This is a genomic window from Chryseobacterium sp. Mn2064 (assembly GCF_049319685.1).
Taxonomy (GTDB): domain Bacteria; phylum Bacteroidota; class Bacteroidia; order Flavobacteriales; family Weeksellaceae; genus Chryseobacterium.
Genome location: NZ_JBMOUE010000002.1, coordinates 802,566 through 827,299, shown reverse-complemented (window position 1 = coordinate 827,299; position 24,734 = coordinate 802,566). Strand labels below are relative to the sequence as shown.

Sequence of the window (24,734 nt, the reverse complement as noted above, 5' to 3'; positions counted from 1 at the left end):
AAAATTATTGGGCAAGTCGGATTCCTGTAAACTGCCATTTTAAATTGGTTTGAAAGAAGTTGCGGTACGTATTCCTGCTGTGTCCTTTTGGGGTAGCTTCAGAAGCCCCTCGTAAAACCATTTGATTGACCATAAATTTACCATTGTATTCACCCACCGCGCCCGCTTCTTTCTTGAAATGAGGGTAGGGAAGATAGGCCGAATTGGTCCATTCCCAGCGACTTCCCCAATCGAAATGATGAGAGGCAGCTTCCCATTCTGCTTCAGTGGGTAGGCGCATTCCTTTCCATGATGCAAAAGCAGAAGCTTCGTAAAAGCTGATATGGCAAAGAGGGGATTGAAGATCTATTTCCTGTAATCCGTTTAGGGTATAATGCTGCCATCTGTCATCAATATAATGCCAGTATAGTGGAGAATTTACATGATTTTGTTTCACCCAGTCCCATCCTTCAGCGTGCCAGTGTCGGAAATCTGAATAACCGCCAGCTTCCATGAATTCTAAATACTCACCATTGGTTACCAGCTGACTGGCAATTTCAAAATTATCGAGAAATACTTTATGTCTGCCCAATTCATTATCAAAACAAAAACCTTCTCCTGTAAAACCGATTTCATAGATTCCTTCAGAAAACCTGAGCATCTGAGCTTTTTCATGCATCGTTGGAATATTGTCTTTTTCCTTTGTATAAGCCGGAAATAGAGGATTGTGTCCTAAAATATATTTAATATCAGTAAGTAATAATTCCTGATGCTGCTGTTCATGATTAAGGCCTAATTCGAGGAGTGGCTCAATACTTTCTTTCATGAATTCGCTTTGAAGAAAAATTTTCATCTGCTCATCCACATATTTTCGATACTGATAGACCTCTGAAACAGAAGGACGGCTGAGGTTTCCACGGTCTGTTCGTATTACCCTTGTTCCAATAGTTTCATAATAGCTGTTGAAAACAAAATTGTACTGAGGATCAAAAACCTGATATCCAGGAAAATTCGGGAGAAGAATAAAGGTTTCAAAAAACCATGTGGTATGCCCCAGATGCCATTTGGGAGGGCTTACATCAACAATGGGCTGTACCACATAATCTTCAATTTCCAACGGGGCGCAGATTTTTTCAGAATGCCCGCGGATCTCTATATATTTTTTTGTTATATTCTTTGTTGTGATCTCTGGTGTCATGTCTTTTTAGTTTTTAAGGGTTATTGAATAGAAAGAATCATGATTGGAGGGGATATCTTTTATTGTACCTGCCAAATAGTATCTACAAACCACTTTTTGGAATCCTTGATTTCTCCGGTTGTGATAAATCCTGATTTTTCTCCCAATTCTTTTATCTGCTCAGGAGAGAATTTCTGTGAAATTTCCATATCAATAAGCTCATGCTCTTTAAATGAAATATGATCATTACCGATGGTAACTTTTTGATCGGAAAGACTTACCAGAAAGCTTCTGCAAGCCCCACTTATCGGGTCATAGGTCTGATAATGCTGAAACTGGTCGATATCGAAATTGGCACCCAATTCATTATTGATGCGTGTCAGTAGATTAAGATTAAAGGAAGCTGTAATTCCCTGTGAATCATTATAAGCATTGAGAATAATATGAGGATTCTTTTTAAGGTCAAAACCTACCAGTACACAATCTTTGGAAGAGAGATTCTGGTTCAGGTGAAGACAGAAGTTTTCAGCTTCTTCAGGAGTCATATTTCCAATGTTACTTCCTAAAAATAAGACCACTTTTCTGCGGTTAGACAATGATGCAGCCTTCTGAAGCATTTCAAAATAATCACCTTCTAAACAAGTAATTTTCAAATTGGGAAGATGACTGCTTAATTTATTCTGAAGTATAGAAAGGATGTTTCCGGAAATATCAATAGGCATATAAGTAAAGTCACTTCCTGAGTTAACCAGGTGCTCTAGCAAATAGGTAGATTTCATGGCATCTCCGGCACCTAATTCAATCAAATCAAAAGGTTCGTTTTGAGGAATGAGCAGTTCAGCAAGTTCCTCTGTCTTATTTTTAAAGATATCCAGTTCACAACGGGTAAGATAATATTCGGGCATAGCCATAATTTCCTGAAAAAGATGGTCACCGATTTTATCATAAAAGTATTTTGAAGATAACTTTTTAGGAGTATTTTGCAGTCCATTCAGAATATCCAGGTGAAAGTGATCAACAGGATCGTTCTCGGTTTTAGAATATGGATCTAACTGTACGTTCATAGGTCTTATTTTGTGTGATTTTTAGATTGCTGCAATTATCTTGCCTTTTAATGCATTCCGTTCTTTAGCCTTTTATCTATTTAAATATAAACAATTTAGTTTTAATGAGTTAATTTTCAAAGTGTTTTTGTATAATGTGGTACTTTTTCATGTAAAAAAGAAAAGATTCTTTCATAGAAAAGGAGATGACTTGGTTATATAGTTAATCAGCCACCATACATTGATGAAAAATGTACATGGTGGCTGAAAAAAGGTTAAGGTATGGAAATATGATATTTCTTTATAAAAGCATTCAGGGCAGAGTAAACACATCGGAATATTTTGCTGGCATCCACATGCAACATAATACTAAAGCCCCTACGAATAGTAATCCTAAGACAAATGTGGCTATTTTAAAACCATCTTTGCCGGATCTTCTCTCCTGATGACTTCTCCCGGAGCTATGAAGATTTGGAAGACCATTTCCGAATGGGGGATTTTCTCTGATACCCTGTACTCTGACTCCATTTGATGAAAATGGGGAGAGAGATTCTACAGCTGTATTTTGAGTAAGAGTTTGGGAGAATGATCTCTTATTTTCAGAATGTTTATTCTTGGCAGCTTCTATTTTTCCGTCCAGTTTAAGGGTTTTGATTACTTCTTCAATCTTCTGATAATATTGATCATATTCACGGTTGATGAGGTCAAGTCCTTTTTTGGATTCTTTTATTTTTACCTCATTTTCCTGATGGCGTTTTTCATTGAGTTCAATCTGCCTTTTGAGGTTATCCAGTACTTGTTTCTTTTCATCTTCCAAGCTTTCTTTTTCTTTTTCAAGATCTGAAATGGAATTTTGAAGGATGCGCTGTTTTTCCTCCTGAAGCCTTTCAATTTCTTTATCAAAACCTCCTGAATCTACAATTTTAAAGATTCTTTTATGCTTTACAAACTCTCCGATTTCATAACTTTGGGTGAAATAGATCGTATCATAAACATTCAGAAGGTCTATTGATTTGCTGAAAAAACCAGCCAGTTGAGAAGGGTTAGTTTCACAATATACTACAAGATACTGCTGAGTTGCTTTTTTGAAGTCTACATCAGCCATTTCCTGAAGGTTGAAACCTATCTTATCAAAATCCTTAGGCATTTCAATAGAAAACTGATCAGAATGATTGATCATGATGGTTTCGTCAGATATATTGTTCTTTTCGAGTGTGCTGTGAAAATCATTCAACGTATTGATGATGATATTTTCCTTCGCTGTCTTATCAATAAAAAGAAGACTTGACCCTATGAATGTTCCGCCTCTGTCTGAGTTTTGTTCTTTAGCAAAGGTGTAAACAGAGTAAGAGATAAGATTAGAACCTCCCGCATAGTCTTTTCGTATAGAATAGATACTCGTTTGAGGTAATAATTTTATGGCATCCGTTTTTAGATCAAACGTACGGATCTCCTTAGCAATGGAAGGATTTCCACCCAGAAAAAAGGACTGCCTGAAACCATTCGGATTTCCAAATGTACCAAATGCAGCGAAAAAATAAGTCCTTTCCATCAATTTGTAAAACTAAACTTTAAACGTTCCCAAAAAGTTCCCTCATAATCCAAATCATACCCTACAATACTTCTGTACAACCATTTTGATAATACTTCAGCTGTGGAAAGATTCAGCAGGCTGATTTTCTCTCCTCCGGTAGCATTCTGAACACTTCCCACCGTATAATAGGTTTTGCTCAGACCGTACGTATCAATTCGTTGTGACGTCATGGGCAGATGATCAGATATAAAACTGTCAAGAGCTTCCGAACTTTCTACATCCATTCTTCCGGATTTGTCCCATTTGGAAACGACCAGAATAGCATTTACAGATTTTAGATTTTTCCCTTTTCTTTCCAGCTCATCCAGAAATTCATTGATAAGCGAGTCATCTTTATAAGCCGATTCATAGCTGGTGACAATAATAAATGTAAGCGGAATATTTGCATTCAGGAAGGTTTCTATGCTGCTGTGATAGCTGCCACCTCTTCTGATGTCATTATGATTTTCTCCGGAAGTTTCCAAAAATGTAAGATCAATAGGAACCACTCTTTTTGATCGATTATTGGGTTCAAAAACCAAATCAAGGCGGGTTACCTGGTCTCTTGTTGTTCTATTGGGTAATACTCCCTGTCTGATGTTTTCAAAAAAGTCCGAAAGTAAAACATTTGCCTCTCTGGAATTGGGTGTTCCCAGTTTAGGCCTTAAAACTCCGGCATAAGATCTGAGATAATAGAGCATGGAAGAGAGGATAACAGACTTCCCTGATTCAGCAGTTCCGAAAAAGAAAACAAAATTACTTTCCTTGTTTTTAATATCATTGGAAATGGTTTTGGCAATAGGGACGAAATCCTCACTGGGAGTATTGGGATAATCAAAAGAAAGTGGCTTTAAAGCATCCTCATTGTTGAGGGATAATGGTTTTAAATTGTCTTGAGTATCCATAGCTTAATGATTATTAGGAATGATTGTTTTACCGCTTCTTTTATTGTTGAATACACTTCTGTTGTTGTTTCCATTGTAATTTCCTGAGTCTGTTACCAATAAAATAATAATGACGATCACGAAATCCAATAGAATACAACCTGCCAATACTACAAATTGGTACATTCCGAAATTTTTAATAGCGTGCTCAAAAGCAAAACCTATCTTTCCAACCTGTTGGGTTTTTGACACAATAGGTTCAAAGTGAATTTTATCATTTCCCAGAATAGTCTGCGCTCTGCTTCCCAGTTTATTATAATCGGAAAGAGACTCATCAATCAGTCCCTGAGATAACCCATCTTTTTCTTTTTTGGACAGAAGAAGTAAATCCTGAATATTTTTATTCCACTTGAAAGCAGCATTATTAAGATCTGTTTTCAATGTTCTTTCTTCAGGAGACAAATCGGAGATAATGTTGTCGATCTGTTTTCCCATTCTTTCTGAAAGATCTTCATAATCATCACCTACAGGCGTCAAGAGATCCACTTTCTGACCGGTTAGTTTTTCGATATCTTTAATTAAGAGCTGAGCACGGCTTCCGATTCCTTTATTTCCGGGATCTTTAATTTGCTCCATCAGTTGTTTCTTCTTGATTTCAATGTTTTGGGTAGTGGCTTTATTGTACTTGTAACTTAATTTTGACTCTACATCATTTTCAAGAGATGTGAAGTTTTTATTGATATCTCGAAGTTCATCCGTATAGATATCGGTTTTCATAAATCTTGTATATAAAGCATTGAAGTTAGCAATGAAACAGAAAGAAGCAATAAAAATGTAAATCCATACAAGGCTTCCGGTAGGTTTTCCTTCAAGCTTAGCATTTCTCAGCATCCAGCAAAGAAACAGGAGAAGGAGTGATAAAACCAGAGCAATGACAAATGATGCGGGGCCGAAGATTTGCTGGAGGCCCATCCAGGTCTGGTAAAAGCTTACGCTGATCAGTAATAATGCAAGAATTCCCAGGAAGAGATCTGCAGGAGTTGTTTTTCTATTCATAATGTATCAGTTATTTTTTTGAATGAAGATGGTTAAAAACATGATGTTTTATAATGTTCGAAACTACAAACAACCGAAGTAAGATCATTACGGGAACCCGTAAAAAGAATAGTGTCTTTACAGCTTAAAAAAGAGCCGGTAAAATATCCTTTCACCGACTCTCTTTGTATTGAACAAATGATCTCTCTGATTACCTCTTTTCATCAACACCATGCAAAATTTCACCGCCTTGTAATGATATTTCTATCGCTCTGTTGCTGTAAAATCTCATTTTAGATTCATAATCCCTAATGGCTACTGAAATATCGCTGTTGTTAAGAATATTGGCTGTTAAAAGAGCAGCATCCAGAAATGCTGTGTTAGCTCCTACACCTCCTGCGGGGCTCATGGTGTGCACAGCATCTCCTAATGCGGTAATATTTCCCGATTTCCAGGGTTCTTTAGGCAGAGATGAACGGATCGGAGTGACAGATAATGACTTTTGGTCTGCATACTCAAAAAGAGCTGTAAGCCTAGGATGCCATTCTTTGGTTAATTGAGTGATAAGATGGGCAAGATCTTCTCCTGAGTGAGTATAAAAGTCAGCAGGCAGCAATCCAAATGCTTTAGGATTTCCAATAAAAGCCCAATAGAAGTAGTTAGAAATTGGACTCAATATATCCCAGGAACTGTCTTTTTTGGAAAAGTCGAAGACCATTGCATCGGTAATGAGCGAAAACTGGTTTCCTACAATAACGGAAGTACCTTTTTGAAGTTGAGGTGAAATAGCCTTTTGAGTTTCGGAGGAATAAAAAGTTCTTCCATAGATGGTAATATTCCCTGTATTGACCTTTTGATCTTTACAATGTTGCGTCCCAATTTTAGAATGCACACCATCTGCTGCAATGACAAGATCAGCGGTATAAGTTGTACCATCTGTAAAATGTAATTCTACCTCATCATTTTCAAGTTCCTTCCAGTCTGCTAATTCCCTTCCGAAGCAGATGTATTCCTGCAATCCCTGAAGTAAAATTTCCCTTAATGTTAACCGGTTGGGTTTAAGATCCGGGACTTCTTTTACGCCGTCGCTCCAGGATTCTACCATTTCATTTTTGGAAGATTCAAGAGCGGTTGTTAAGACGTTCATTCCAGGATAACTGGCTGCGCAGGTTTCTATAAAGAGATTGTACAAATTGGCTGGAAGGCATTCCTGAAGAGCATTTCTGCCCGGTTCATTCACCCTGATTCTATATCCTTGGGTTCGGGTGTTGATGGCTTGATCTTTTTCAAAAATTTTACAATCTATTCCGTTTTTTTTCAAACCTTGAGCAAGGCATAGACCGCCGAGTCCGGCACCGATAATGGCAATACGTTTTTGGGTGTGTTTTTGTGTCATAATAATGGATCGTCAATCTATGATTTGTTTTTTATGATTGACGAAACAAAATTATGATGGTGAAGGTAGAGATCCGATGGTGATTTAATGGTGATGATGGGACAAATCTTGGTTTTCTTTTCTAAACTGCAAAGCGGTTTTACCTGTTCCTTTTTTAAAGAAACGTGAAAAATAGATAGGATCATCATATCCCAGTTCGAAAGCAATTTGTTTCACATCCATGGTTGTATAGAAGAGTAGTCGGCGGGCTTCCCATAAGATTTTCTGCTGGATCCAAAAGCTGGCAGGGGAACCGGTAACGTCTTTCACCGCTTCATTCAGATAGAGTGGTGTAATGGTAAGGAACTCCGCATATTGCTGTACCTGTTTGGTATTTTTATAATGTGTTGAGATCAGTTTTTTGAATTGTCTTGTAATGGAATATTTATAACTGCTATACTGAAACTGTGATACAGGAATCTCTGAAATTTTTAAAACAACGCTTCCAATAACAGCCTCTATCAATGGAATTATGACAGAAGGATTGTTGAGCAACTTGTCTTTTTCCATTTTTTCGAGCAGAAGAGGGAAATCAAAAAACACATCATTTTTATCAATAGATACAGATTGACGAAGCCACTGATGCATATCCAATATTTCCTGGTGGGATTCAGAAACAGATCCTGCTTCCACAAACAGAAACCAGCCCTCATTATCCTGCTGGTGAATATACTGATGAATTTGTCCCGGCCCCACAAAGCAAAAAGAAGGACCTTTTAACTGGATAGTTTTGAAATCTACTTCAAGAGTAAAATCACCTTTTCTCTGGATAATCAACATATAATGATCATCCCGGTGAATTTCTGCCTGCTTTTCATGAAGCACGGATAGCGGTATCAGTTTTACAAATGAATTTTCCAGCTGATTGTGGTGAGAAGGGATATTTTTTTTCATCCGATAGATCCTGATTGGGAATACGAAGATAAGTATAGTTAAAGAAATAGCCGAAGCTATTATTAGCTAGTCTTGTAATTTAATCTTTAACGAATTAAGATTTTTCCCTTTCTTAATGCAAAGAATTAGTGATTGAGATATAATAATTTAGCCACTAATGAATAAGAAATTTATGCATTAGTGGCCAAAAAATATCTTCAGGTATTTTCGAAATTTTTATAGTATAATCTGTAGTGGCAGAAGTTATTTTTCTTCCGTTTTTAATTTATTGATAAGAGGATTCGCATACATCGTAAGGAAATATTCCTTAGATACGGCATCATCGGAAGCAATACGCATTTCCAGTCTTCGGATAAACAATTGTTTTTCCTGCTCAGTATACTCTGAAGCATATTTATCACTATGGTGAAGCAGGTCGTAAGCTATAAATTTAGTGGGCCAAAGTTTATAATTGCTGATGATAGAGGTATCGATGATCTGTGCAATAGCCTGCAGCTGCTTATTTTTATTTTCGACATGGGCCGCAATATCATCCAGTTCAGCATCAATAACATGGCCAGCATGAAGGTGAATACGTTTCTTCTGACCCAGTATTCCGCTGAGCATTGTGGTAAAGTCTTCATTTTTACCTTTGATGTATTCTTCTTCTCGGTGCTGAGCCAGAAGCTGTGGCATCTTTAAAGAATCTGTAGGATCATATTCGTAAGAAATAGATATAGGAACAATTTTCAATGATTTAAAATAATCTGTCAACGATTGATCTCCTGCAGCCATGGCAAGCATTTTCAAAACACCTTGTTGAGTGGCATCGTTGCCATCTTTAGCACGGCCTTCACGTTGGGCAATCCATACAGACTGTTTTTGTTCCAGTAAAAGGTCTTTAATGTACTCAGACATGGTTTGAGAACTTTTCAGCTGATCGCGAAGTGATAAACCTCTTTGAACGAGAAAATTTCGGTTGAGCTTAGCCAGTACATTCAGGAATTTTCTTTTAACAAGGTTATCTCCAATTGCAGAAGCAGTCATGATATGTCCGCTTTCCAACAATACGAGGTTGAGTAATGAAGTATCCAGCACAATATCTCTGTGATTCGAAATATAAAGATAGGGCGTGTTTTTATCAAGTCTATCGAAACCTGAAGTCGTTAATCCTTCCGAACTTTTAGAAAGGATCTGACGAACCGTATGGGCAACAAAATGATGTTGAAAATCACTGATGGAACGGATTTCTTTAAACTGTTCCAGCCAAACCTGCTCTTCCGTATCAGGAAAAGTAAAGTTCATCAATGCTTTCATCATAGGATCCCGTGCTACACTTCCCAATCTTTCATTCACTTCATGATCATCAAAAAACCGGATTTCATCAAACTTCGACATGCGATTATTTAAAAAATTAAAACTTTTTGCAAAAGAACGAAAATTTATCTGGGGATAGGGTATAATCGGTGTTAAAGTATTATGAATGGCGTAGAACTTAGGGAAATCATTTGGTGAACGATTATATTCTACTATTTGTTCGCCTATATTTTAACCACAAAAGTCATAAAAGTTTTTATTTAAAACACTTTAGTTCACTTAAGTTAGTTGAAAATGATACTGTATAAGTAAGTTCACATGAGAAGAAAATCAAAGATTTTCAAAAAGTTCAGTGTACTTATTGTGCGCAAAGCATGTCACTTATTATTACTTAAGTGTTAAGAATCTTTTGTGACTTTTGTGGTTATTATTAAGTCTGTTTCAGAAGAGCATTCAGAATTTCTTCTAAATTGATTCTCACTTTTGTAGTGTATTAATTCTACAATCACAGTGAAACAATTATCAATTTTATGGGCCTTGCTGTTTTTTATCGGTTTGGCCAATGCACAACAGGGAGCTAATCAGGGGAAGATTAATGGAAGAATTATAGATTCCGGAACAGGAAAGGCAATAGGCTATGCAAGTGTTGGTCTTCTGAATCAGGATAACAAAGAGATTAACGGAACAACTTCCAATGAAAAAGGAGAATTTTCTATAGATTATGTTGTCTCCGGAACGTATAAAATAGCCGTTTTTTATGCGGGATACAAGAACAAAACGACGGATGATATTCAGATCAGTGCGGGAAATGAGACGGTCAATATGGGTGATGTTGGGCTTACGAATGGGGAAACCGCTTTGGAAGGTGTAACGATCATCGGTAAAAAAGCTGTGATAGAGAATAAGGTCGATAAGATTGTTTTCAACGCAGCCAATGATGTAACTTCTCAGAATGGAGCAGCCATTGATGTATTGCGGAAAGTCCCTCAGGTGACGGTAGATGCGGATGGAAATGTTGAACTTCAGGGAAATTCCAATATTAGGTTTTTGATAAACGGAAAGCCTTCCAGTATCTTTGGAAACAGTCTGGCTGATGCGTTGGCTTCCATTCCGGCAAGTCAGATCAAAAGTATTGAAGTGGTTTCCAGTCCGGGAGCAAAATATGATGCGCAAGGTACTGGAGGAATTATCAATATTGTTTTAAAAGATAATAAAGTAAGAGGCATCAATGGAAGTGTAAATGCCACAGGGGGAACTTTATTTGAAACCGGATCTCTGAATCTGAATTACAAGAACAATAATTTCAGTATGAATGCTTTCTTTAGTGGAAATGCTCAGTTGAAGGCCAAAACACCTTTTTCACAGGACAGAACTTCTAGAGATACTTCTTCCAATACCAGTACGCATTTATTACAGGATGGCTATACCGATTTTGAAAGACATGGCTACAGAACAGGTTTAGGTTTCGACTGGATCCTGAATAAAAGCAGTTCATTAAGCGGTTCCCTTTCCTTCAACAGTTTCTCTAATAAAAGTACAGGATTAATCAACCAGCAGCAATATATTACTGATTATAACACCTCCAATGTTTCTTCAATCATCGGATCCAGAACTTCGGATAACCAGTCTTCCGTTCGTTCTATAGACGGAAGTCTGAGTTTTAGAAAAACTTTTGCCAAAGAAGGGCAGGAGCTTACAGCGGATTATGTTTTCAGTTATGGTTCTCCAAAGAGCAGTTATTTTCAGACTCAAAGCTTATCAGGAGCTACTTCTCCATACAATGGTATTTCAGGAAGTAATCCCGGAACGGATAACAGTCACAATATTTCCGTAGATTACGTTCATCCTCTGAATGACAATGTCACTTTTGAAATGGGGCTTAAAACGGTACAGCAACATATTACCAATGCCACGGATGTTCATGTTCTGAACACATTGTCGGGACAATATGATCCAGATCCTTTACAGTCGTATCATTTAAATTATGATATGGGAGTGTATGCTGCTTATTTTTCTTCTAAATTGAAACTATTGAACTGGTTGGATGTAAGAGCAGGCCTCCGATATGAATACACTACGCTGAAAATTGATTTTCCAAATACAAATATTCCGTCATATGGTTTATGGGTTCCATCATTTATTGTATCTCACAAATTTGATAGTGGTGAGACGTTGAAATTATCCTATACAAGAAGGTTGGAACGCCCTGAATATACTGAGCTTAATCCTTTCTTAAATATCAGTGACCCTCACAACATTACCACCGGAAACCCGGCACTGAAACCTGAAATTGGAGATAATATGGAATTTGGATACACTAAAAATTTTGCCAATGGAGGAAATATTTCAGTATCGTTGGTAGAGCGTATCAACAGCCAGGATCTCAAACAGATTACGACTTTCTATCCTACATTTATGGCCAATGGTACAGAGTATACCAATGTGTCGGTAACCGCAAGAGATAATATCGGTAAGGAATACAATTCGGGAGGTATTGTCTCTATATCTGTGCCGTTTCTTCATAATAAGATGAATCTTAGAAGTAATATCATGGCTTTTCACAGGTATATTGTGAGTCAGATCTATGTAGGAAATCTGGATATGGGAATGCGTTACCGCGCCAATCTGAATCTTAACTACCAGTTTCCGAAGAACTTTGTTCTGGAAGTATTTGGAAATTACAACTCTGCCGCTAAAAACATACAAGGCAAAAATCCGCAGTCGATTACCTATACTTTGGCAGGAAGAAAAGAATTCTGGAATAAAAAGGCAAGCTTAGGATTTACCATTACCAATCCGTTTAATAAATATATCAGACAGGTAACCACTGTAAATACAGGAGACTACGATTCCTATTCTATAAGAGATTTGCCATACCGTTCCTTCGGAATCAGTTTCAGCTATAAGTTTGGAAAGATGGATTTTAAAAAAGATAAAGATATCAGTAACGAGTATTTGAATGGGCCGGGATCGGGGAGTTAGAGTTAATTGATAACCCAATAATTGACTGAAAATAAAAGAGGCCGTCTCAAAAGGTAAACAATTTGACTTTTGTCATTCTGAAGAAGGAAGAATTTCAAACAACTGATCCCAGGTGAAATTCTTCATTACATTTCATTCAGAAGTATACTTTTGAGACAGTCTCTTTTTAGTTTTACGATTTATATCTCTAAATTCTTTAACGGAACACCATTTTTTGTTCTCCTTTCTAAAGGACCACTTGTGGAGATAATAAAAATCTTTAATGATTACTTATGGAAAGCAGGAAATTTAACAGAAAATATTCCGGTAGCTCTAGGGGGAGCTACCAAAGTCCCTCTAACCCCTTTAATAAGCCCCTGGAGAGACTTTATGAACGGTGTCGACCCCCTTTATGAAGGGGCTTTACCCCCTTACCCAAGGGGGTAGAGAGAGTTGCCTAAGGGGGTGTAGATACTTATATAAGGGGATATCGACCCTTCATAAAGGGGATGTAGACCGTTGCTATACTACCTGGAGACCGTTAAGAAAGGGGATAGGAGGAATAAAATAGCACTGTAAGAAACATTTGCATTGTTTTCTTAGCTTCATCGGTGGCGCAGCCATCTATTCTTAGCTCCTTATATAATGTATTATACAGATAAAATCTTTGCGTTAAAGAAAAATCAGTTGGATTAGCTATATATATATTAAACGCAAAGTTTTTTAATCTTTATGTATGCTTTTAAGGAGCAAAGCAAATCAACAATTTTAAATTACCAACCCAAAGTAAAATAAATCCAAAAAGCACGTGAAAACGTGCTTTTAGAAAAATAGATTATTGTCAGTATTATTCTTACTGATTGTTATTAGATGAAGGCGGAGGCGTTTGAACCTGCCCAGAAGTTTGTCCTGATATAAAAAATTGTTTCATCCCTTCATACACGACATTGGTACCGGGAACGTTTTCTTCAGAAAGATATCGTATACTTCTGTAGAAACTTATGGAATTATGGTAATTATCATGATCCAATAATACTTTGGTATCAGATAATTGTTCTACTAAGGAATCTAACTGTTGCAGTCTTTGCTCTATCTGTTCTCTGGCTTCATAATCTCTGTCAAATTCCGCTTTATCAAGAAAGGCTGGGATATATTGAACATTTTGTTCCATATAGATTTTGGCTTTATTCACGAAAAGTTTGTTTTGTTCTGCAATTCTTCCGTATTGCTGTCTCTGTTCTGGAGAAAGGTTGATGGTTTTTCCTACAAGAACAGTCTGAATGTCCTGAATTGCTTTATCAATAGTTTCTAAGTCACTTTTTGAGAAGCTAACACTGATTAAATTGTCTAGTGCCATAATATTGTGTTTTTTTGGTTTAATACTATCAAATATAGCGAGTGTAAGGCATAGAAAAATAATGGGTTGTGAGATTTTCGGGAAGCATTCATCAGATTATGCAAACCGGAGCATACAATTTTTATTTTTTGCGTTTTTTGTGTACAAAAAATGATTTCCAGAGGAAAACGGAGAAACGAGGGAGATCAGTGATCTATCTTAATATAAAATAGAAACTGATTGAAAGAGATTTACTAATAGTAAAAAAAGCATCTCTAATAAATAATTAAAGGTCCAAAATGATAAACCATTTTGAACCTTTAATTTCAATATTTTTCTCTTTTAATTATGCTGTTATAATTTTTCTACACATCCACTTTCTTAATCTCCATACCGGCAAATACACAAAAATCACAGACAAAATCCCAGCCAGTACGCCTACCACTACAGCCATTGCTGTAGCATCAAGCTTATAATCTTTCGAAAAGTTATATTGTCCTAAGAAAAGCATTGATAATACTAAAGAACATGTAATGACACCATGCAGAATGCTCAGCTTGGTCATTAGCTTTTTAATATTCAACTGTTCATCTACGGTAAATTCAATGGCTCCTTGTCCTGCGGCATCGGTTACTCTTTTGATGATGTCAATTGTAAGGACGACCGGAAGAAATAGGGCCATAGGTAAAGTAAGACGAGCTAGATTTTGTTCTCCTGAAAAAAAATGGGTATACCCTAATTCTTTGAAACTTGCATACGCGATGATGAAATTAAAAAACACATTCGGGAGGACATAATAAATCGTACGCTTAATGAGAAAGCGCTTCAGGGTAGTTTTTTTGAGCTGTTTAGGTGGCTTCGGCTTAAATTTCAATTTCATGAGGTGGTCATTAGCGCAATAGCTTTCTCTTTTATTTTAGCAGCTTCCGCTTTGGGAAGGAAGTCTTCGTTGGACAAAAATATAAAATCCATTTGATGGTTGTACGTACTCGTTGTCAAAGTGTTTGAGTTCAGCCAAGGGAAGGCTACCGTAGGGCTGAAAATGGTATCGATGCTGAAGTTTTTGTATTCATTTGGAATGTTGATCCTGCCCATATTGGATAAGGTTACATCATGGCCGCCATTGCTTGATTTAAGCATAGAAATCATACGGTCTACAATTGGGTGCATCTGTTCACCCATCCACAGCAGTTCGCGGGCTTCCATTTTTCCTATTTTCTGAACAAGGTCTTCCTTGATGTGTTTGGCGTTACCCAGCAGATCGGAACTTCCTTTTTTAATGGCAAGATCAACGGTTGGGGCAAAAGCAAATAAATGATCCTCTTTGATCTCCGGAATAAAATGACGCACATCTACCGGGCTGATCACTTTTCCTTTGGCTTCTTTTCCCTTTACCTCCTGGAATGCCTGCATGAAGGCAGAACAAAGCAAAGCATGTACGGAAACCCCATTGGCTTTACATCTTTCAGTGATCTGAGCTGTGGTAGCCGGATCTAGTTTTTGGTGAAGCACATAGTTGTGTCCAAGATTTCTCTTTTTGCTTTTTTGCTGCAGCATAAAGAAGAACCTGGCAAAGGTCAGATAAAGTTTAGCTTTGAATTTTTTACTTTTTACATTAAAGTTAGACGGTAAAAATTCATCTATAGAAGTGAAAGGCTCATAAGGTTCTAATTCTAAAACAGGGTTGTCCAAAAGCTGAAGGAGCTCCTTCATTAAAGTCACTCCGGTGGTTCCATCTGAAATGCAATGGGGGATGGTCCAAAATACTTCAGAAACATCCTTTCCTCTTACCCAGACTACACGGGCTAGAGGTGTTTTTTCTTCCTCAAATAAGATTTTCCATTCTTTTTGAGATTCTGTCAGCCAGTCCTGATCTGTTTTTCTTTCTACGATGCGAAGTGGAATAGGTGCGATCTCTTTTTCTTCAATGAAAAAAGGATATTTTTCACTTTTAGAATCTATAACCACTCTTAGCAATGCATGTTTTTGCTGGATTTTTTCCAGAGCAGTTGTAAAGTTCTGCTCCGGAAGTTCTCCTTTTATTTTGGCGGCAAATATGCAATTTACCGGGGTTTCAGGATCTACATACATAATCCTTTCCACCATCATTAGTCTTCTTTTGATCATGATACAGCAATATATTCAAGTTGTAATTTGATGATCTGCATCACTTTATCCCGTATGGGCATTGCTTCGGTATAGGGAAGGTAGCCCTCACTTCCTACAAATGAAAAATCCATTTTTCCTCGGTAAGTAGAGACCACCAGTGTTGTAGTATTCCCCAATGGGCCAATCACAGACGGGCTGAAAATAGTATCTACCGAAAATTCTTTATATTCATGAGGAATCTGAATGCGTCCCAGATTGGAAAACATACAGTCGTTGGACGATTTTCCATTCTTTAAAAGCTTGGTGAAATTATGAAGAGCATCGTGGCCGGATTCCATCACCATCATGGTAATATAAGGATTGAGTTTGCCGGTTTTACGCTCTACCGATTCTTGCATCGATTTCAGGTTTTCCAGGAAAGTCATTTTTTCATTGGAAGAAACCACGATCATCAGACCGAAAGCGAAAATATGATCATTTTTGATCTGCGTAGCAAAACGTCTGATATCTACAGGACAGGAAACTTTATTGAAAGCAGCTGATCCTTTTACATCTCTGAATGCCTGAAGCAACGCTGCACTTAAAAAAGTGTTCACCGTAACTTCATTGGCTTTGCAATAGGAGATCAACTGTTGGCTTACAGACTCATCTACCTTCCAATGGATGAGGTAATCATCCTTTCGTTCTATTGCTTTTTTACCTACAGGAATACATTTGATAGCAGTAGCTGCCAACCTTCCTATAAACTTGGCTTTCAGTTTTTGTCTTCGGCTGTTCAGAATTTTTGCAGGAACTACATCATGAATTCCCAAAATAGGTTTCTCTATTCCGATATCTGCTGAAGGATTATCCAGAACCTCTAAAAACTCATGTAGAAAAGCCATTGCAGAACCACCATCGCATAAACAATGGTGGAACGCAAATAGCATATCGGAAACTTCTTCTCCTTTGATCCAGATGAATCGGATAAGAGGGAGTGTTTTATAATCAAAAGGCGTATGCCATTCTCTTTTGGATTCTTCCTGCCAGTGATCTTCTCCCTTTCGGACTACAATCCTGATAGGAATAGAAATCGGACTTTCAGGAACATCAAACCAGGGAATATTTTGGTTATCATGAGCAATGAGTGCTCTCAGCCATGGATGTTTCTTCTGAATCTGGGCAAGAGCCTGTTGGATATCCTTTAAAGCAAAGGTACCTCTGAGTCTGAAAGGGATCACCGCATTGAACGGCTCTGTTCCATCTCCCAGTAACATTCGTTCGCCAAATAACAATCGTCTTTTCATAGGCTATAAGGAAGCTAATGTTGAATGTTCCTGAACAAAATTTTCTAACAATTCTACAGCTTTATCGTTACCACCGGCAAGATGAAAAGTATTCTGAACTTCTTTTGCCGCGTTTCTGTACTGTGGATTTTCCAGGAGTTCAAAAACGGTTTCACGAAGAGCATCTACTCGTAGTCTTTTGTATCGGATGCTGATTCCACAACCTGCCTGCTCAATTAATTTTGCAATATGGAAATGATCATAAGCAATAGGAGTGATTAGCATTGGCAACCCATTACGGAAAGTATCGTTAACTGTGTTGAAACCACCATGACAAATAACTACATCCATTTCAGGCATCAATGCTGATTGAGGCACAAAGCTGCTTACAATGAAATTGTCTGGCCATTCTTCAAAGATTTCCGGTGGTGTAGCGGCAATTACAGTAACCGGCTGGTTAGCAAATGCATCAATGATCTTTTCAAAGAAAGCTTTTCGGATATCTACCAATAATGTTCCCAGCGATACAAAGATCTTTGGCGTGGTAGAAGCGTTTAATTTATCCCAGTCAAATGGCGCATCATTCGGACGGCCTTTTACAGGACCCACAAATTTCATGTGAGAAGGTACCGTGTCGAAACCGGCAAAAGCCTGGGAAGTAAATACCATATTCAGCTGATGAGAATGAATATAGATTCCTTCTTTTTCAATACCAACTTCTTTTTGTAAGTCTTTGATCAGATTTTGCTGCCATTCCCAGATCTTTGGGGCACTTTTTTCTGTATCTCCCATTACATCGGGAGGAACGGGAGTTGTGGTTACACAAGGGATATTATGTTTATGAGCGAAAAGAGCTCCTCCGAACGTGATACAGTCATTCACAATCACATCAGGCATCCAGCTTTCTGTCAGTCTGGTTAGTCCCGGCATCATCATTTTAGCAAAAGGAACGTAAGTTTCTTCCAGGGCTAACTTCATCACTTCAGGTCCTGAACATGCTGGTCCGTCATCCTGTCTTTTTAAGATACGGGCAATTTCTTGCTGATACGGAATAAGATCTTCTTCCGGATAGTAATAAGATCCTCCTTCCGGAATATGTTTGCTGTCTAAAGGCGTAATTCCGAACCATCTTACTTCATGGCCACGGGCAATAAGGCTGGCTCCTACACTTAAGGTTGGACTGATATGCCCAAAAAATGGAGGGACCACAAATAAAAATCTGGAAGGTTTTTCAGGTTTTACAGCCTTTGATACGGTTTGCTCCAATAAATCTGCTGCTGTAGCGGTACCTCCGGCTTCTACAAAAGACTGTCCTACTTTTTGAGCCGCTTCACGATAAGCCGGATTATTTAAAATCTGCTGTACAGCTTCTTTCAAATGATTGGCTTTAAACCTGTTGAAATTAAGTCTTTCTCCTGCTTCTGTTCTTACAACGCGACCTGCAACATGTGACTGGTCATACGCAATAGGAATCACAACCAAAGGAATACCGTTGGATAGGGTTTCAGAAACGGTATTGTGACCGCCATGGCAAACCACACCATCGAGATGAGGTAACAGATCCAGTTGAGGAACCTGCTGATAAACCATGAAATTATCCGGCCATTGCTCGAAAAGCTGCGGATCGGATACAACAACAACGGTTAGATCTTCATCCTTAAAGGCATCAACAACCTTTTGGAAAAATGCTTTTTTATGATCGTGATCGAAAGTAGTTCCGATACTTACTAAAATCTTTTTGTTGGTAGCGCTTTTTAATCGATCCCAGTCGAATTCACAAGAGATACGTCTTTCGGTAAGTACCGGACCTGTGAATTTGTACTGAGCAGGCAGATCTTCCATTTCACCAAAGAAATAGTTAGAAGTTAAAACTAACGTAAGTAAATCTGAAGTTGCTAAAGAGCGTTCTTCATTCACTCCAAGCTCTTTCTGCAAAGCAATGATTTGGTTCACTTCCCATTCGTGTACTTTAGGCAGCTCATTCATGATTTTAACAGCGGCCGGGGCAGTGACGGAAGTAACACAAGGAATTCCCAATGCTTTGGCTGCAATAGGAGCTGCAAATAATTGATGGTCACCGATAATCAAATCGGGCTGCTCTGTCTTTAGTAAAGAAACAATACCTTTATAAGAGTGTCTGTTCAGCGGAATAAGAACTTCTTCGTAAAGAAACTTTACGCTATCGATTCCGTATACTACTTTTTTTGAGATAATATCAAGATACTGTTCGCTTTCTTTTTTTTCTTCGTCGGTCTGATCGTATTGGATCAGTAAGAGTTTTCCTCCATCCGGAAGTTTAGCCTCTAAAGTTGGGTCAAGGCTGATCCAGGCTACTTCGTGCCCTCTTTGTAGCAGAGTGGCTCCGATGCTTAAGGTAGGATTAACATGCCCTGTCAATGGTGGAACTATAAATACAAATTTAGCCATGGTTCTTCGTTAAGATATTAGATAAAAAATGAGCGATCGTCTCTGCGATGAGCTGAGGCTCCTGAATAGGAATATTGTGATCGCCGGAGATTAATTCAAGTTCGGATGATCCGATTTGAGACTGTAGCCATTCTCCTGTAGGTCTGCAGTTGGAATCAGCACCGTAAAGCAGCAGAGTAGAAGCTTTTATCTGGTTGAAATCTGCTTCCTCAAGGAAATGTTTTTCCCGAATCATATCTGCTTTGATGCTGGTCTGATTAAACAGAAATTCATACATACGATGGTTCTTCTCCATTTGTCTTTTCCCCATCTGTACTTTGGTGGTATCTGTAAAATTGGCAACATAATGCTCAAGGAATTCCTTGCTGTATTCATCAATGATGTTACGTGCTTTTTCGTCCTGAGGATCCGGAGCTTCCATCACCACGAGCTGATTGACGCGGTCAGGATATTCTAAAGCTGTTTTCAACGCAATAAGACCTCCGAAGCTATAGCCTACAAGATGTACTTTTTCAAGTTCCAGATGATCTATTAAACCTATCAGGTCGGATGACATGTTGCCAAGGTCGTACCCATCCAAAAAGCGTTCACTCATTCCGTGGCTTTTCAGATCGTACATCACCACATGAAAGTGCTTGGCCAGCACAGGGGCAATATTAAAATAATAAATGGACAGGTTACTGAACATCCCGTGGATTAAGACCACGGTTTGTTCGGCACCTTTGTTGAGTTCCTGTATATGAACTTGTCTGTTATTGACAGTGATTATTGGCATTCGTAGATATAATTGATGATCATACTAAGGTCAAGATTAATAAGCTGGTCAAGATCCATAGATGATAACCAACCTGTAAAATCGATCTGATCGCCAAAATGCGCTTTAATCTTTTCGGAGAAAGAGACAATCTCTATACTGTCCATTTCAAGATCCTTCGTGAATGAACTTTCTGGAGTGATGTCCATTTCTTCTACAAATTCAGCACCTATCACTTCAGTAATAAAACCTTTTAATAAAGTAAAAAGTTCTTCGTGGTTCATTTTTAATGTTGTGTTTACAGTGTCCATCCTATGATATAATTTTTATGTTTAATAGTTTTGATTTCAATATTATTGATCCACAAGTGATCGTCTTTTATTTGTTCTACTTCGAAGGCTTTTGGATTTCCTTTCAATCCGGTTCCTAAGAATTTTCCGTAGGCTTCCTTCGCTACCCAGAAACGGGTGGTCCATTCTGCCTGATCTTTTCCTTTTAATAAGGCTAATTCATTATCTGTGAATACCAGATCATAGAATCCTTCGCTACGCTCTTCCATGAGTTCCATATCAATTCCTACGGATTTGCCATATCTCGCAATTCCCACAGCTTCTTTTCCTTTGTGAGCGAGTGAAATATGAATGTCTTCTGTAAAATCACTGATCAGGTATGGTTTCCCTACTTCATCGGAACGAATTTCAAAAGTAATAGGGAAGCACGCATGATTTTTTTCCTGACGAAGAAGATTTCTTACGGCATCTTTCACGGCAACACGGCTTACCATCCAGTTTTTCTTTTTATTTGGTAACAATTGCTGATGATGCTGTTTTTCCGTTTGGTTGAAATATCTTTTCAGAATAAAATCCCATGAGGCAACTCTGGTATAAGCTTGATGGAAGAAAAATACTTCCGGAGCAATCTCTTCAGAAAGACGGTTATGCAGTGGTGACATGGAGACATTCCATAAAGCGGCATCAATTTCCAGTCTTCTGTTTTGCCATCCGGTAATAGCACACCATACTTTTCCGTCTCTTTTAAGGATGATATTGGCGATAGCAAATTCATTATTAAGTTCGGTCAGCATACAGGTACATTCAAAAATACCTTCCTGATCATGCATATTTCCGAAGAATTCAATGTCCCTGATTTTCACCGGGAAGGCGATACGGTCTTTTACCAAGGTAAGCTGTAACCAAAGCCCGAATAATTGTCCGGCATTGTCCAAAAGAGAACCTTTTCCTCCGTTTCCTTTGATCTTTCCTACAATTCCCTTATCTCCAACTGCTGATACTTCAGTAATTCCCTGATACTGATCTCCATGGAACATGTGTGCATCATAGATTTCTTCAGGCGTTCTTTCAATAGGTAAAAGATTACCGATGGAAAGATTGAACGTTGGAGTAAGAACGGAGCCGGATTTTAAGATGACTTCTGCATTGGCAAAGTTCTCAATATCCAGATACGCGTGATTTTCGCCACGCCATTGTCCTTTCACGGTTTTTTCAAAAGGCTGTGCTACGTTCATCCATTGGAATACACTTACATTCATAATTTTATGAACCAATGTTCCCGGGATTTCCGCTTCTGCAATTTCTGCCAATTGTTCAAAGATCATGGTCATTGGAATTACCGGTTCCATATCGGCTACATGAGCCCAACCTTTTGGCTGTCTCAGTAAGCTGTGATCAATAAGGTATGGATGACTTTCCAGCGTTACATAAAGATCTTTTGAGAAAGTTGTGCTTCTTGGCACTTTTGTTACGACCTGTTGTGCGACAGGAGCAACTGATGCAGGATTTGGAACAGTGATTTCCGGACGGTTTTGGAATAAAGTCAAGACTTCTTCCTGCATACGGATCATCTCTGAAACGTTGTCCTGGAATGCCTGTACCAGCGGATGACCATTTTTGGCAGTCATTGCTGAAGCTGAGGCAGTGTATTGTTTTGGTGTTTCAAAGGCTTGAGCTAAGGCTTTCACTTCTTTGAAGTTTCGGATAATAGGTGAACCTAATTCCAGTTTGATCCCTTTTCCTGATGATTTTATTGAATGCTGCTGAATTTCTAAGAAGTCAAGAGCAATGGTTTTCCCTTCTACAAATAGTGAGGCAACAACACGTTGTAACTGTGCCAGTGCAGAACGGGTAGGAACACTGGAAGGGATGGTACTGAATGCTTTTCCTTTCAAGGTATCATCAATAAATCCGATCAGCCCTCCGGTACCCACCTGGATGAATACTCTTGCTCCTTCTTCGTATAATTTATCTGTCAGTTCACGGAAGCGAACAGGTTCAACCAAATGTTCTGCACTCAGTTTTCTGATCGCTGCCTGGTCAGCAGGATAAGGTTCTAAAGTTGTTGCAGACCACAACGGAATTTTTGTTTTCTGGAACTGTGCTTTTTCCATTCCCGCTAAAATCACATCCAGTTTATCAGCGATAAAAGGAGAATGGAATCCGGACTGAAAAGGCAGTACTTGATGGAAGATCTGTTTTGCCTTTAACAAAGGAACCAATTCATCCAATGCAGCATTACTACCACAAAGAATTACCTGATTAGGGCAGTTATCGTTAGAAATATATAAATCTGAAATTTCAGTAATGAAAGGCTGTACAACGTCAATTCCGGCTCCTATGGCAATGAATTTTGAATCTTTTAATTCAAAAGTTTCAGGATTCAGTACATCAATCAGGGCTTTTACAGAATTGGCTTCTGCTAGCTCTGATGAATATCCTGCCAGCCATTCTCCTAAACTGTGTCCTGCATTCATATCCGGAATAATTCCCAGTTTTTTCAGTGAATTATCAAGAATACTGCAGTTGTTGAATACGTTTAAGGCATCAGTTAAAAGACCTTCGCCTTCCGTTTCTATAGGAGCAGTTAATCCGAAATAACGGCTAACGCTGTCCACTTCACCTTTTGCCAGACCGTCTAAGCCAGGGAAAACAAAGGCTACTTTGCCACCATCTTTTAATAATGGGGTAGAAGTATACCAAATGTCCTGTTTATTTTTCCAGGTCAGGTTTTTGGAAACGATTTTAATGGCTTTTTCTATTCTTGCAGGGGTAGGATCAAATATCGCTACTCTGAAGTCTCCTTCTCCTAAAGTTGTATCATTACTTTCCAATGCGGATAATAATTCTGCCTGGGTAGGTCTTGCCAATAGCAATACTTTATCTTTTTTAGGCATATCATAACCCTCAAGAACAACGTGTGCATTGATTCCTCCAAATCCGAAAGCGTTTACTGCTGCTACTTTTGGCAGTCCGGTTTTTGACCAGTTTTTAGGTTCCTGTACAGGCTCGAATCTTGTGTTCTGCATATCCGAAGTCGGATTTTCGCAGTATAATGTTGGCGGTAAGGTATCATGATGTAATGCCAGACAGGTTTTAATTAATCCTGCGATTCCTGCAGCCGGCATAGCGTGCCCGATATTGGATTTTACAGAACCAATTCCTGCTGTTTGAGCAGTTTCTTCTTTTCCGAAGAATTGTGCTAATGTCTGAAGTTCTGTTTTATCTCCCAGCGGAGTTCCGGTGCCGTGGGCTTCAAGGTAACCTACTTTATTTTTATCCAGATCAGCATTGATCCAGGCTTGTTCTAATGCTTTCAGCTGTCCTTTTACGGATGGACTCATAACACTGGTTCCATTACCATCACTGCTGACACCTACTCCTTTGATCACTGCATAGATTTTGTCTTGATCACGAACAGCGTCTTCCAATCGTTTTAAAACGACGAAGCCACAGCCTTCTCCAATCAGCAGTCCATCAGCATCCATGCTAAAGGGCTTGATCTGCTGTTGACGGGACATAGCTCCCAACTGGGCAAAAATACTCCAGAAAGCAGCATTTTGTCCGGTATGTACTCCTCCTGCGATCATAATGTCGGAACGACCTCTCTGAAGCTCCTGTACAGCATGATCAACGGCAATTAAAGCACTGGCACAAGCAGCATCCACTGTGAAGGCAACACCTCCAAGGTCAAAACGGTTGGCTACCAATGACGCTACCAGATTGGGAATCAATCCCATAGCGGTGTCAGCGGCAAAACGTCCTTTACGTTCTTGGAAAGCATGTTTTACCTTTTCAATATCCGCGGAAGATACCTGGGGTAACAGCTCCTGCAATAGTGAGGAAATCTGTTCTCCTGTTCTTACAATTTCAATAGCGCGGGTAGCTCCCGGGCCTGTATAGTTTCCTTTCCCGATGACAATTCCTGTCTTTTCAAGGGAAGTATTCTTTTGAAATATTCCGGCATCTTCTAAAGCTTTCTGAACTAAATCAAGAGTCAGTAAATGATCGGGTTCTGTTCCTTCCACTGCAAGAGGTAAAATTCCAAAAGTGGTAGGATTAAACTCATAATCAGGAATGAAACCACCACGCTGACAGTAGAAACGGTCAACGGGATTTGTAGCATCACTAAAGTGTACCGGATCTATCCTATCAGCCGGAGCCAATTGGGTAGAGTCTACTTTATTGACAATATTCTGCCAAAAAGTGTTGGCATCCTGTGCCCCGGGAAAGACACAGGATAAGCCAATTACAGCAACATCTGTTTTTTTCATAC

The 24,734-nt window shown here is 38.6% G+C and carries 17 protein-coding genes; 1 reads left to right on the top strand and 16 read right to left on the bottom strand.

The features are described 5' to 3' along the window. Positions 1–4: 4 nt before the first annotated feature. The 8 genes from egtB to ACL9RH_RS10745 form a co-directional block, all read right to left on the bottom strand. Complete coding sequence (gene egtB / locus ACL9RH_RS10780; protein ID WP_422693365.1) at positions 5–1,177, bottom strand: ergothioneine biosynthesis protein EgtB; 1,173 nt, start codon at positions 1,175–1,177, stop codon at positions 5–7. 59 nt (positions 1,178–1,236) lie between these two features. Beyond that, the gene (egtD, locus tag ACL9RH_RS10775) at positions 1,237–2,220 is read right to left on the bottom strand and encodes an L-histidine N(alpha)-methyltransferase (protein ID WP_422693364.1); all 984 of its coding nucleotides are present in this window, start codon (positions 2,218–2,220) and stop codon (positions 1,237–1,239) included. 292 nt (positions 2,221–2,512) lie between these two features. Further along, positions 2,513–3,751 (bottom strand): hypothetical protein, encoded by a 1,239-nt coding sequence (locus ACL9RH_RS10770; RefSeq protein ID WP_422693363.1) that lies wholly within the window; start codon positions 3,749–3,751, stop codon positions 2,513–2,515. Beyond that, positions 3,751–4,677, bottom strand: coding sequence for a hypothetical protein (locus ACL9RH_RS10765; protein ID WP_422693362.1), 927 nt, complete (start codon positions 4,675–4,677; stop codon positions 3,751–3,753). The genes ACL9RH_RS10770 and ACL9RH_RS10765 overlap by 1 nt, the downstream gene beginning before the upstream one ends. 3 nt (positions 4,678–4,680) lie before the next feature. Further along, a complete protein-coding gene (locus tag ACL9RH_RS10760) occupies positions 4,681–5,712 on the bottom strand; it encodes a hypothetical protein (RefSeq protein WP_422693361.1) in 1,032 nt (343 codons plus the stop codon). A 190-nt stretch (positions 5,713–5,902) separates the two neighbouring features. Then, positions 5,903–7,087 carry an FAD-dependent oxidoreductase gene (locus tag ACL9RH_RS10755; RefSeq protein WP_422693360.1) on the bottom strand — a complete coding sequence of 395 codons (1,185 nt, stop codon included), beginning with the start codon at positions 7,085–7,087 and terminating at the stop codon, positions 5,903–5,905. Positions 7,088–7,171: 84 nt separating this feature from the next. Next, positions 7,172–8,020, bottom strand: coding sequence for a helix-turn-helix domain-containing protein (locus ACL9RH_RS10750; RefSeq protein WP_422693359.1), 849 nt, complete (start codon positions 8,018–8,020; stop codon positions 7,172–7,174). Between the two features lie 243 nt (positions 8,021–8,263). After that, the gene (locus ACL9RH_RS10745) at positions 8,264–9,397 is read right to left on the bottom strand and encodes a 1-acyl-sn-glycerol-3-phosphate acyltransferase (protein ID WP_422693358.1); all 1,134 of its coding nucleotides are present in this window, start codon (positions 9,395–9,397) and stop codon (positions 8,264–8,266) included. A gap of 429 nt (positions 9,398–9,826) precedes the next feature. Between ACL9RH_RS10745 and ACL9RH_RS10740 the strand changes: the two genes are divergently transcribed. Continuing rightward, the gene (locus ACL9RH_RS10740; protein WP_422693357.1) at positions 9,827–12,298 is read left to right on the top strand and encodes a TonB-dependent receptor domain-containing protein; all 2,472 of its coding nucleotides are present in this window, start codon (positions 9,827–9,829) and stop codon (positions 12,296–12,298) included. A gap of 832 nt (positions 12,299–13,130) precedes the next feature. On the opposite strand, the gene ACL9RH_RS10735 is transcribed toward ACL9RH_RS10740, so the two are convergent. The 8 genes from ACL9RH_RS10735 to ACL9RH_RS10700 all read right to left on the bottom strand — a co-directional run bounded on the left by ACL9RH_RS10735 (position 13,131) and on the right by ACL9RH_RS10700 (position 24,732). After that, a complete protein-coding gene (locus ACL9RH_RS10735) occupies positions 13,131–13,634 on the bottom strand; it encodes a hypothetical protein (RefSeq protein WP_422693356.1) in 504 nt (167 codons plus the stop codon). Positions 13,635–13,959: 325 nt separating this feature from the next. Next, positions 13,960–14,493 (bottom strand): hypothetical protein, encoded by a 534-nt coding sequence (locus tag ACL9RH_RS10730; RefSeq protein ID WP_422693355.1) that lies wholly within the window; start codon positions 14,491–14,493, stop codon positions 13,960–13,962. Further along, entirely contained in the window at positions 14,490–15,740 is a 1,251-nt protein-coding gene (locus ACL9RH_RS10725; protein WP_422693354.1) for a condensation domain-containing protein, read from the bottom strand. Before ACL9RH_RS10725 ends, ACL9RH_RS10730 begins: the two co-directional genes overlap by 4 nt. Next, positions 15,737–17,008, bottom strand: coding sequence for a condensation domain-containing protein (locus tag ACL9RH_RS10720; protein ID WP_422693353.1), 1,272 nt, complete (start codon positions 17,006–17,008; stop codon positions 15,737–15,739). The genes ACL9RH_RS10725 and ACL9RH_RS10720 overlap by 4 nt, the downstream gene beginning before the upstream one ends. Before the next feature lie 3 nt (positions 17,009–17,011). Next, positions 17,012–19,414, bottom strand: coding sequence for a glycosyltransferase (locus ACL9RH_RS10715; RefSeq protein ID WP_422693352.1), 2,403 nt, complete (start codon positions 19,412–19,414; stop codon positions 17,012–17,014). Next, on the bottom strand, positions 19,407–20,189 hold the full coding sequence (locus tag ACL9RH_RS10710; RefSeq protein WP_422693351.1) for an alpha/beta fold hydrolase: 783 nt from the start codon (positions 20,187–20,189) through the stop codon (positions 19,407–19,409). Before ACL9RH_RS10710 ends, ACL9RH_RS10715 begins: the two co-directional genes overlap by 8 nt. After that, entirely contained in the window at positions 20,180–20,479 is a 300-nt protein-coding gene (locus tag ACL9RH_RS10705; RefSeq protein WP_422693350.1) for an acyl carrier protein, read from the bottom strand. The genes ACL9RH_RS10710 and ACL9RH_RS10705 overlap by 10 nt, the downstream gene beginning before the upstream one ends. Next, positions 20,467–24,732 (bottom strand): beta-ketoacyl synthase N-terminal-like domain-containing protein, encoded by a 4,266-nt coding sequence (locus ACL9RH_RS10700; RefSeq protein ID WP_422693349.1) that lies wholly within the window; start codon positions 24,730–24,732, stop codon positions 20,467–20,469. The genes ACL9RH_RS10705 and ACL9RH_RS10700 overlap by 13 nt, the downstream gene beginning before the upstream one ends. Positions 24,733–24,734 lie beyond the last annotated feature (2 nt).

Excerpts from the sequence above, each read along its gene's own strand:
- ACL9RH_RS10700 (WP_422693349.1), bottom strand. The coding sequence starts at position 24,732 with ATGAAAAAAACAGATGTTGCTGTAATTGGCTTATCCTGTGTCTTTCCC.
- ACL9RH_RS10710 (WP_422693351.1), bottom strand. The coding sequence starts at position 20,189 with ATGCCAATAATCACTGTCAATAACAGACAAGTTCATATACAGGAACTC.
- ACL9RH_RS10725 (WP_422693354.1), bottom strand. The coding sequence starts at position 15,740 with ATGATCAAAAGAAGACTAATGATGGTGGAAAGGATTATGTATGTAGAT.
- ACL9RH_RS10770 (WP_422693363.1), bottom strand. The coding sequence starts at position 3,751 with ATGGAAAGGACTTATTTTTTCGCTGCATTTGGTACATTTGGAAATCCG.
- ACL9RH_RS10760 (WP_422693361.1), bottom strand. The coding sequence starts at position 5,712 with ATGAATAGAAAAACAACTCCTGCAGATCTCTTCCTGGGAATTCTTGCA.
- ACL9RH_RS10715 (WP_422693352.1), bottom strand. The coding sequence starts at position 19,414 with ATGGCTAAATTTGTATTTATAGTTCCACCATTGACAGGGCATGTTAAT.
- egtB (WP_422693365.1), bottom strand. The coding sequence starts at position 1,177 with ATGACACCAGAGATCACAACAAAGAATATAACAAAAAAATATATAGAG.
- ACL9RH_RS10745 (WP_422693358.1), bottom strand. The coding sequence starts at position 9,397 with ATGTCGAAGTTTGATGAAATCCGGTTTTTTGATGATCATGAAGTGAAT.
- ACL9RH_RS10750 (WP_422693359.1), bottom strand. The coding sequence starts at position 8,020 with ATGAAAAAAAATATCCCTTCTCACCACAATCAGCTGGAAAATTCATTT.
- ACL9RH_RS10720 (WP_422693353.1), bottom strand. The coding sequence starts at position 17,008 with ATGAAAAGACGATTGTTATTTGGCGAACGAATGTTACTGGGAGATGGA.
- ACL9RH_RS10765 (WP_422693362.1), bottom strand. The coding sequence starts at position 4,677 with ATGGATACTCAAGACAATTTAAAACCATTATCCCTCAACAATGAGGAT.
- ACL9RH_RS10735 (WP_422693356.1), bottom strand. The coding sequence starts at position 13,634 with ATGGCACTAGACAATTTAATCAGTGTTAGCTTCTCAAAAAGTGACTTA.
- ACL9RH_RS10705 (WP_422693350.1), bottom strand. The coding sequence starts at position 20,479 with ATGGACACTGTAAACACAACATTAAAAATGAACCACGAAGAACTTTTT.
- egtD (WP_422693364.1), bottom strand. The coding sequence starts at position 2,220 with ATGAACGTACAGTTAGATCCATATTCTAAAACCGAGAACGATCCTGTT.
- ACL9RH_RS10755 (WP_422693360.1), bottom strand. The coding sequence starts at position 7,087 with ATGACACAAAAACACACCCAAAAACGTATTGCCATTATCGGTGCCGGA.
- ACL9RH_RS10730 (WP_422693355.1), bottom strand. The coding sequence starts at position 14,493 with ATGAAATTGAAATTTAAGCCGAAGCCACCTAAACAGCTCAAAAAAACT.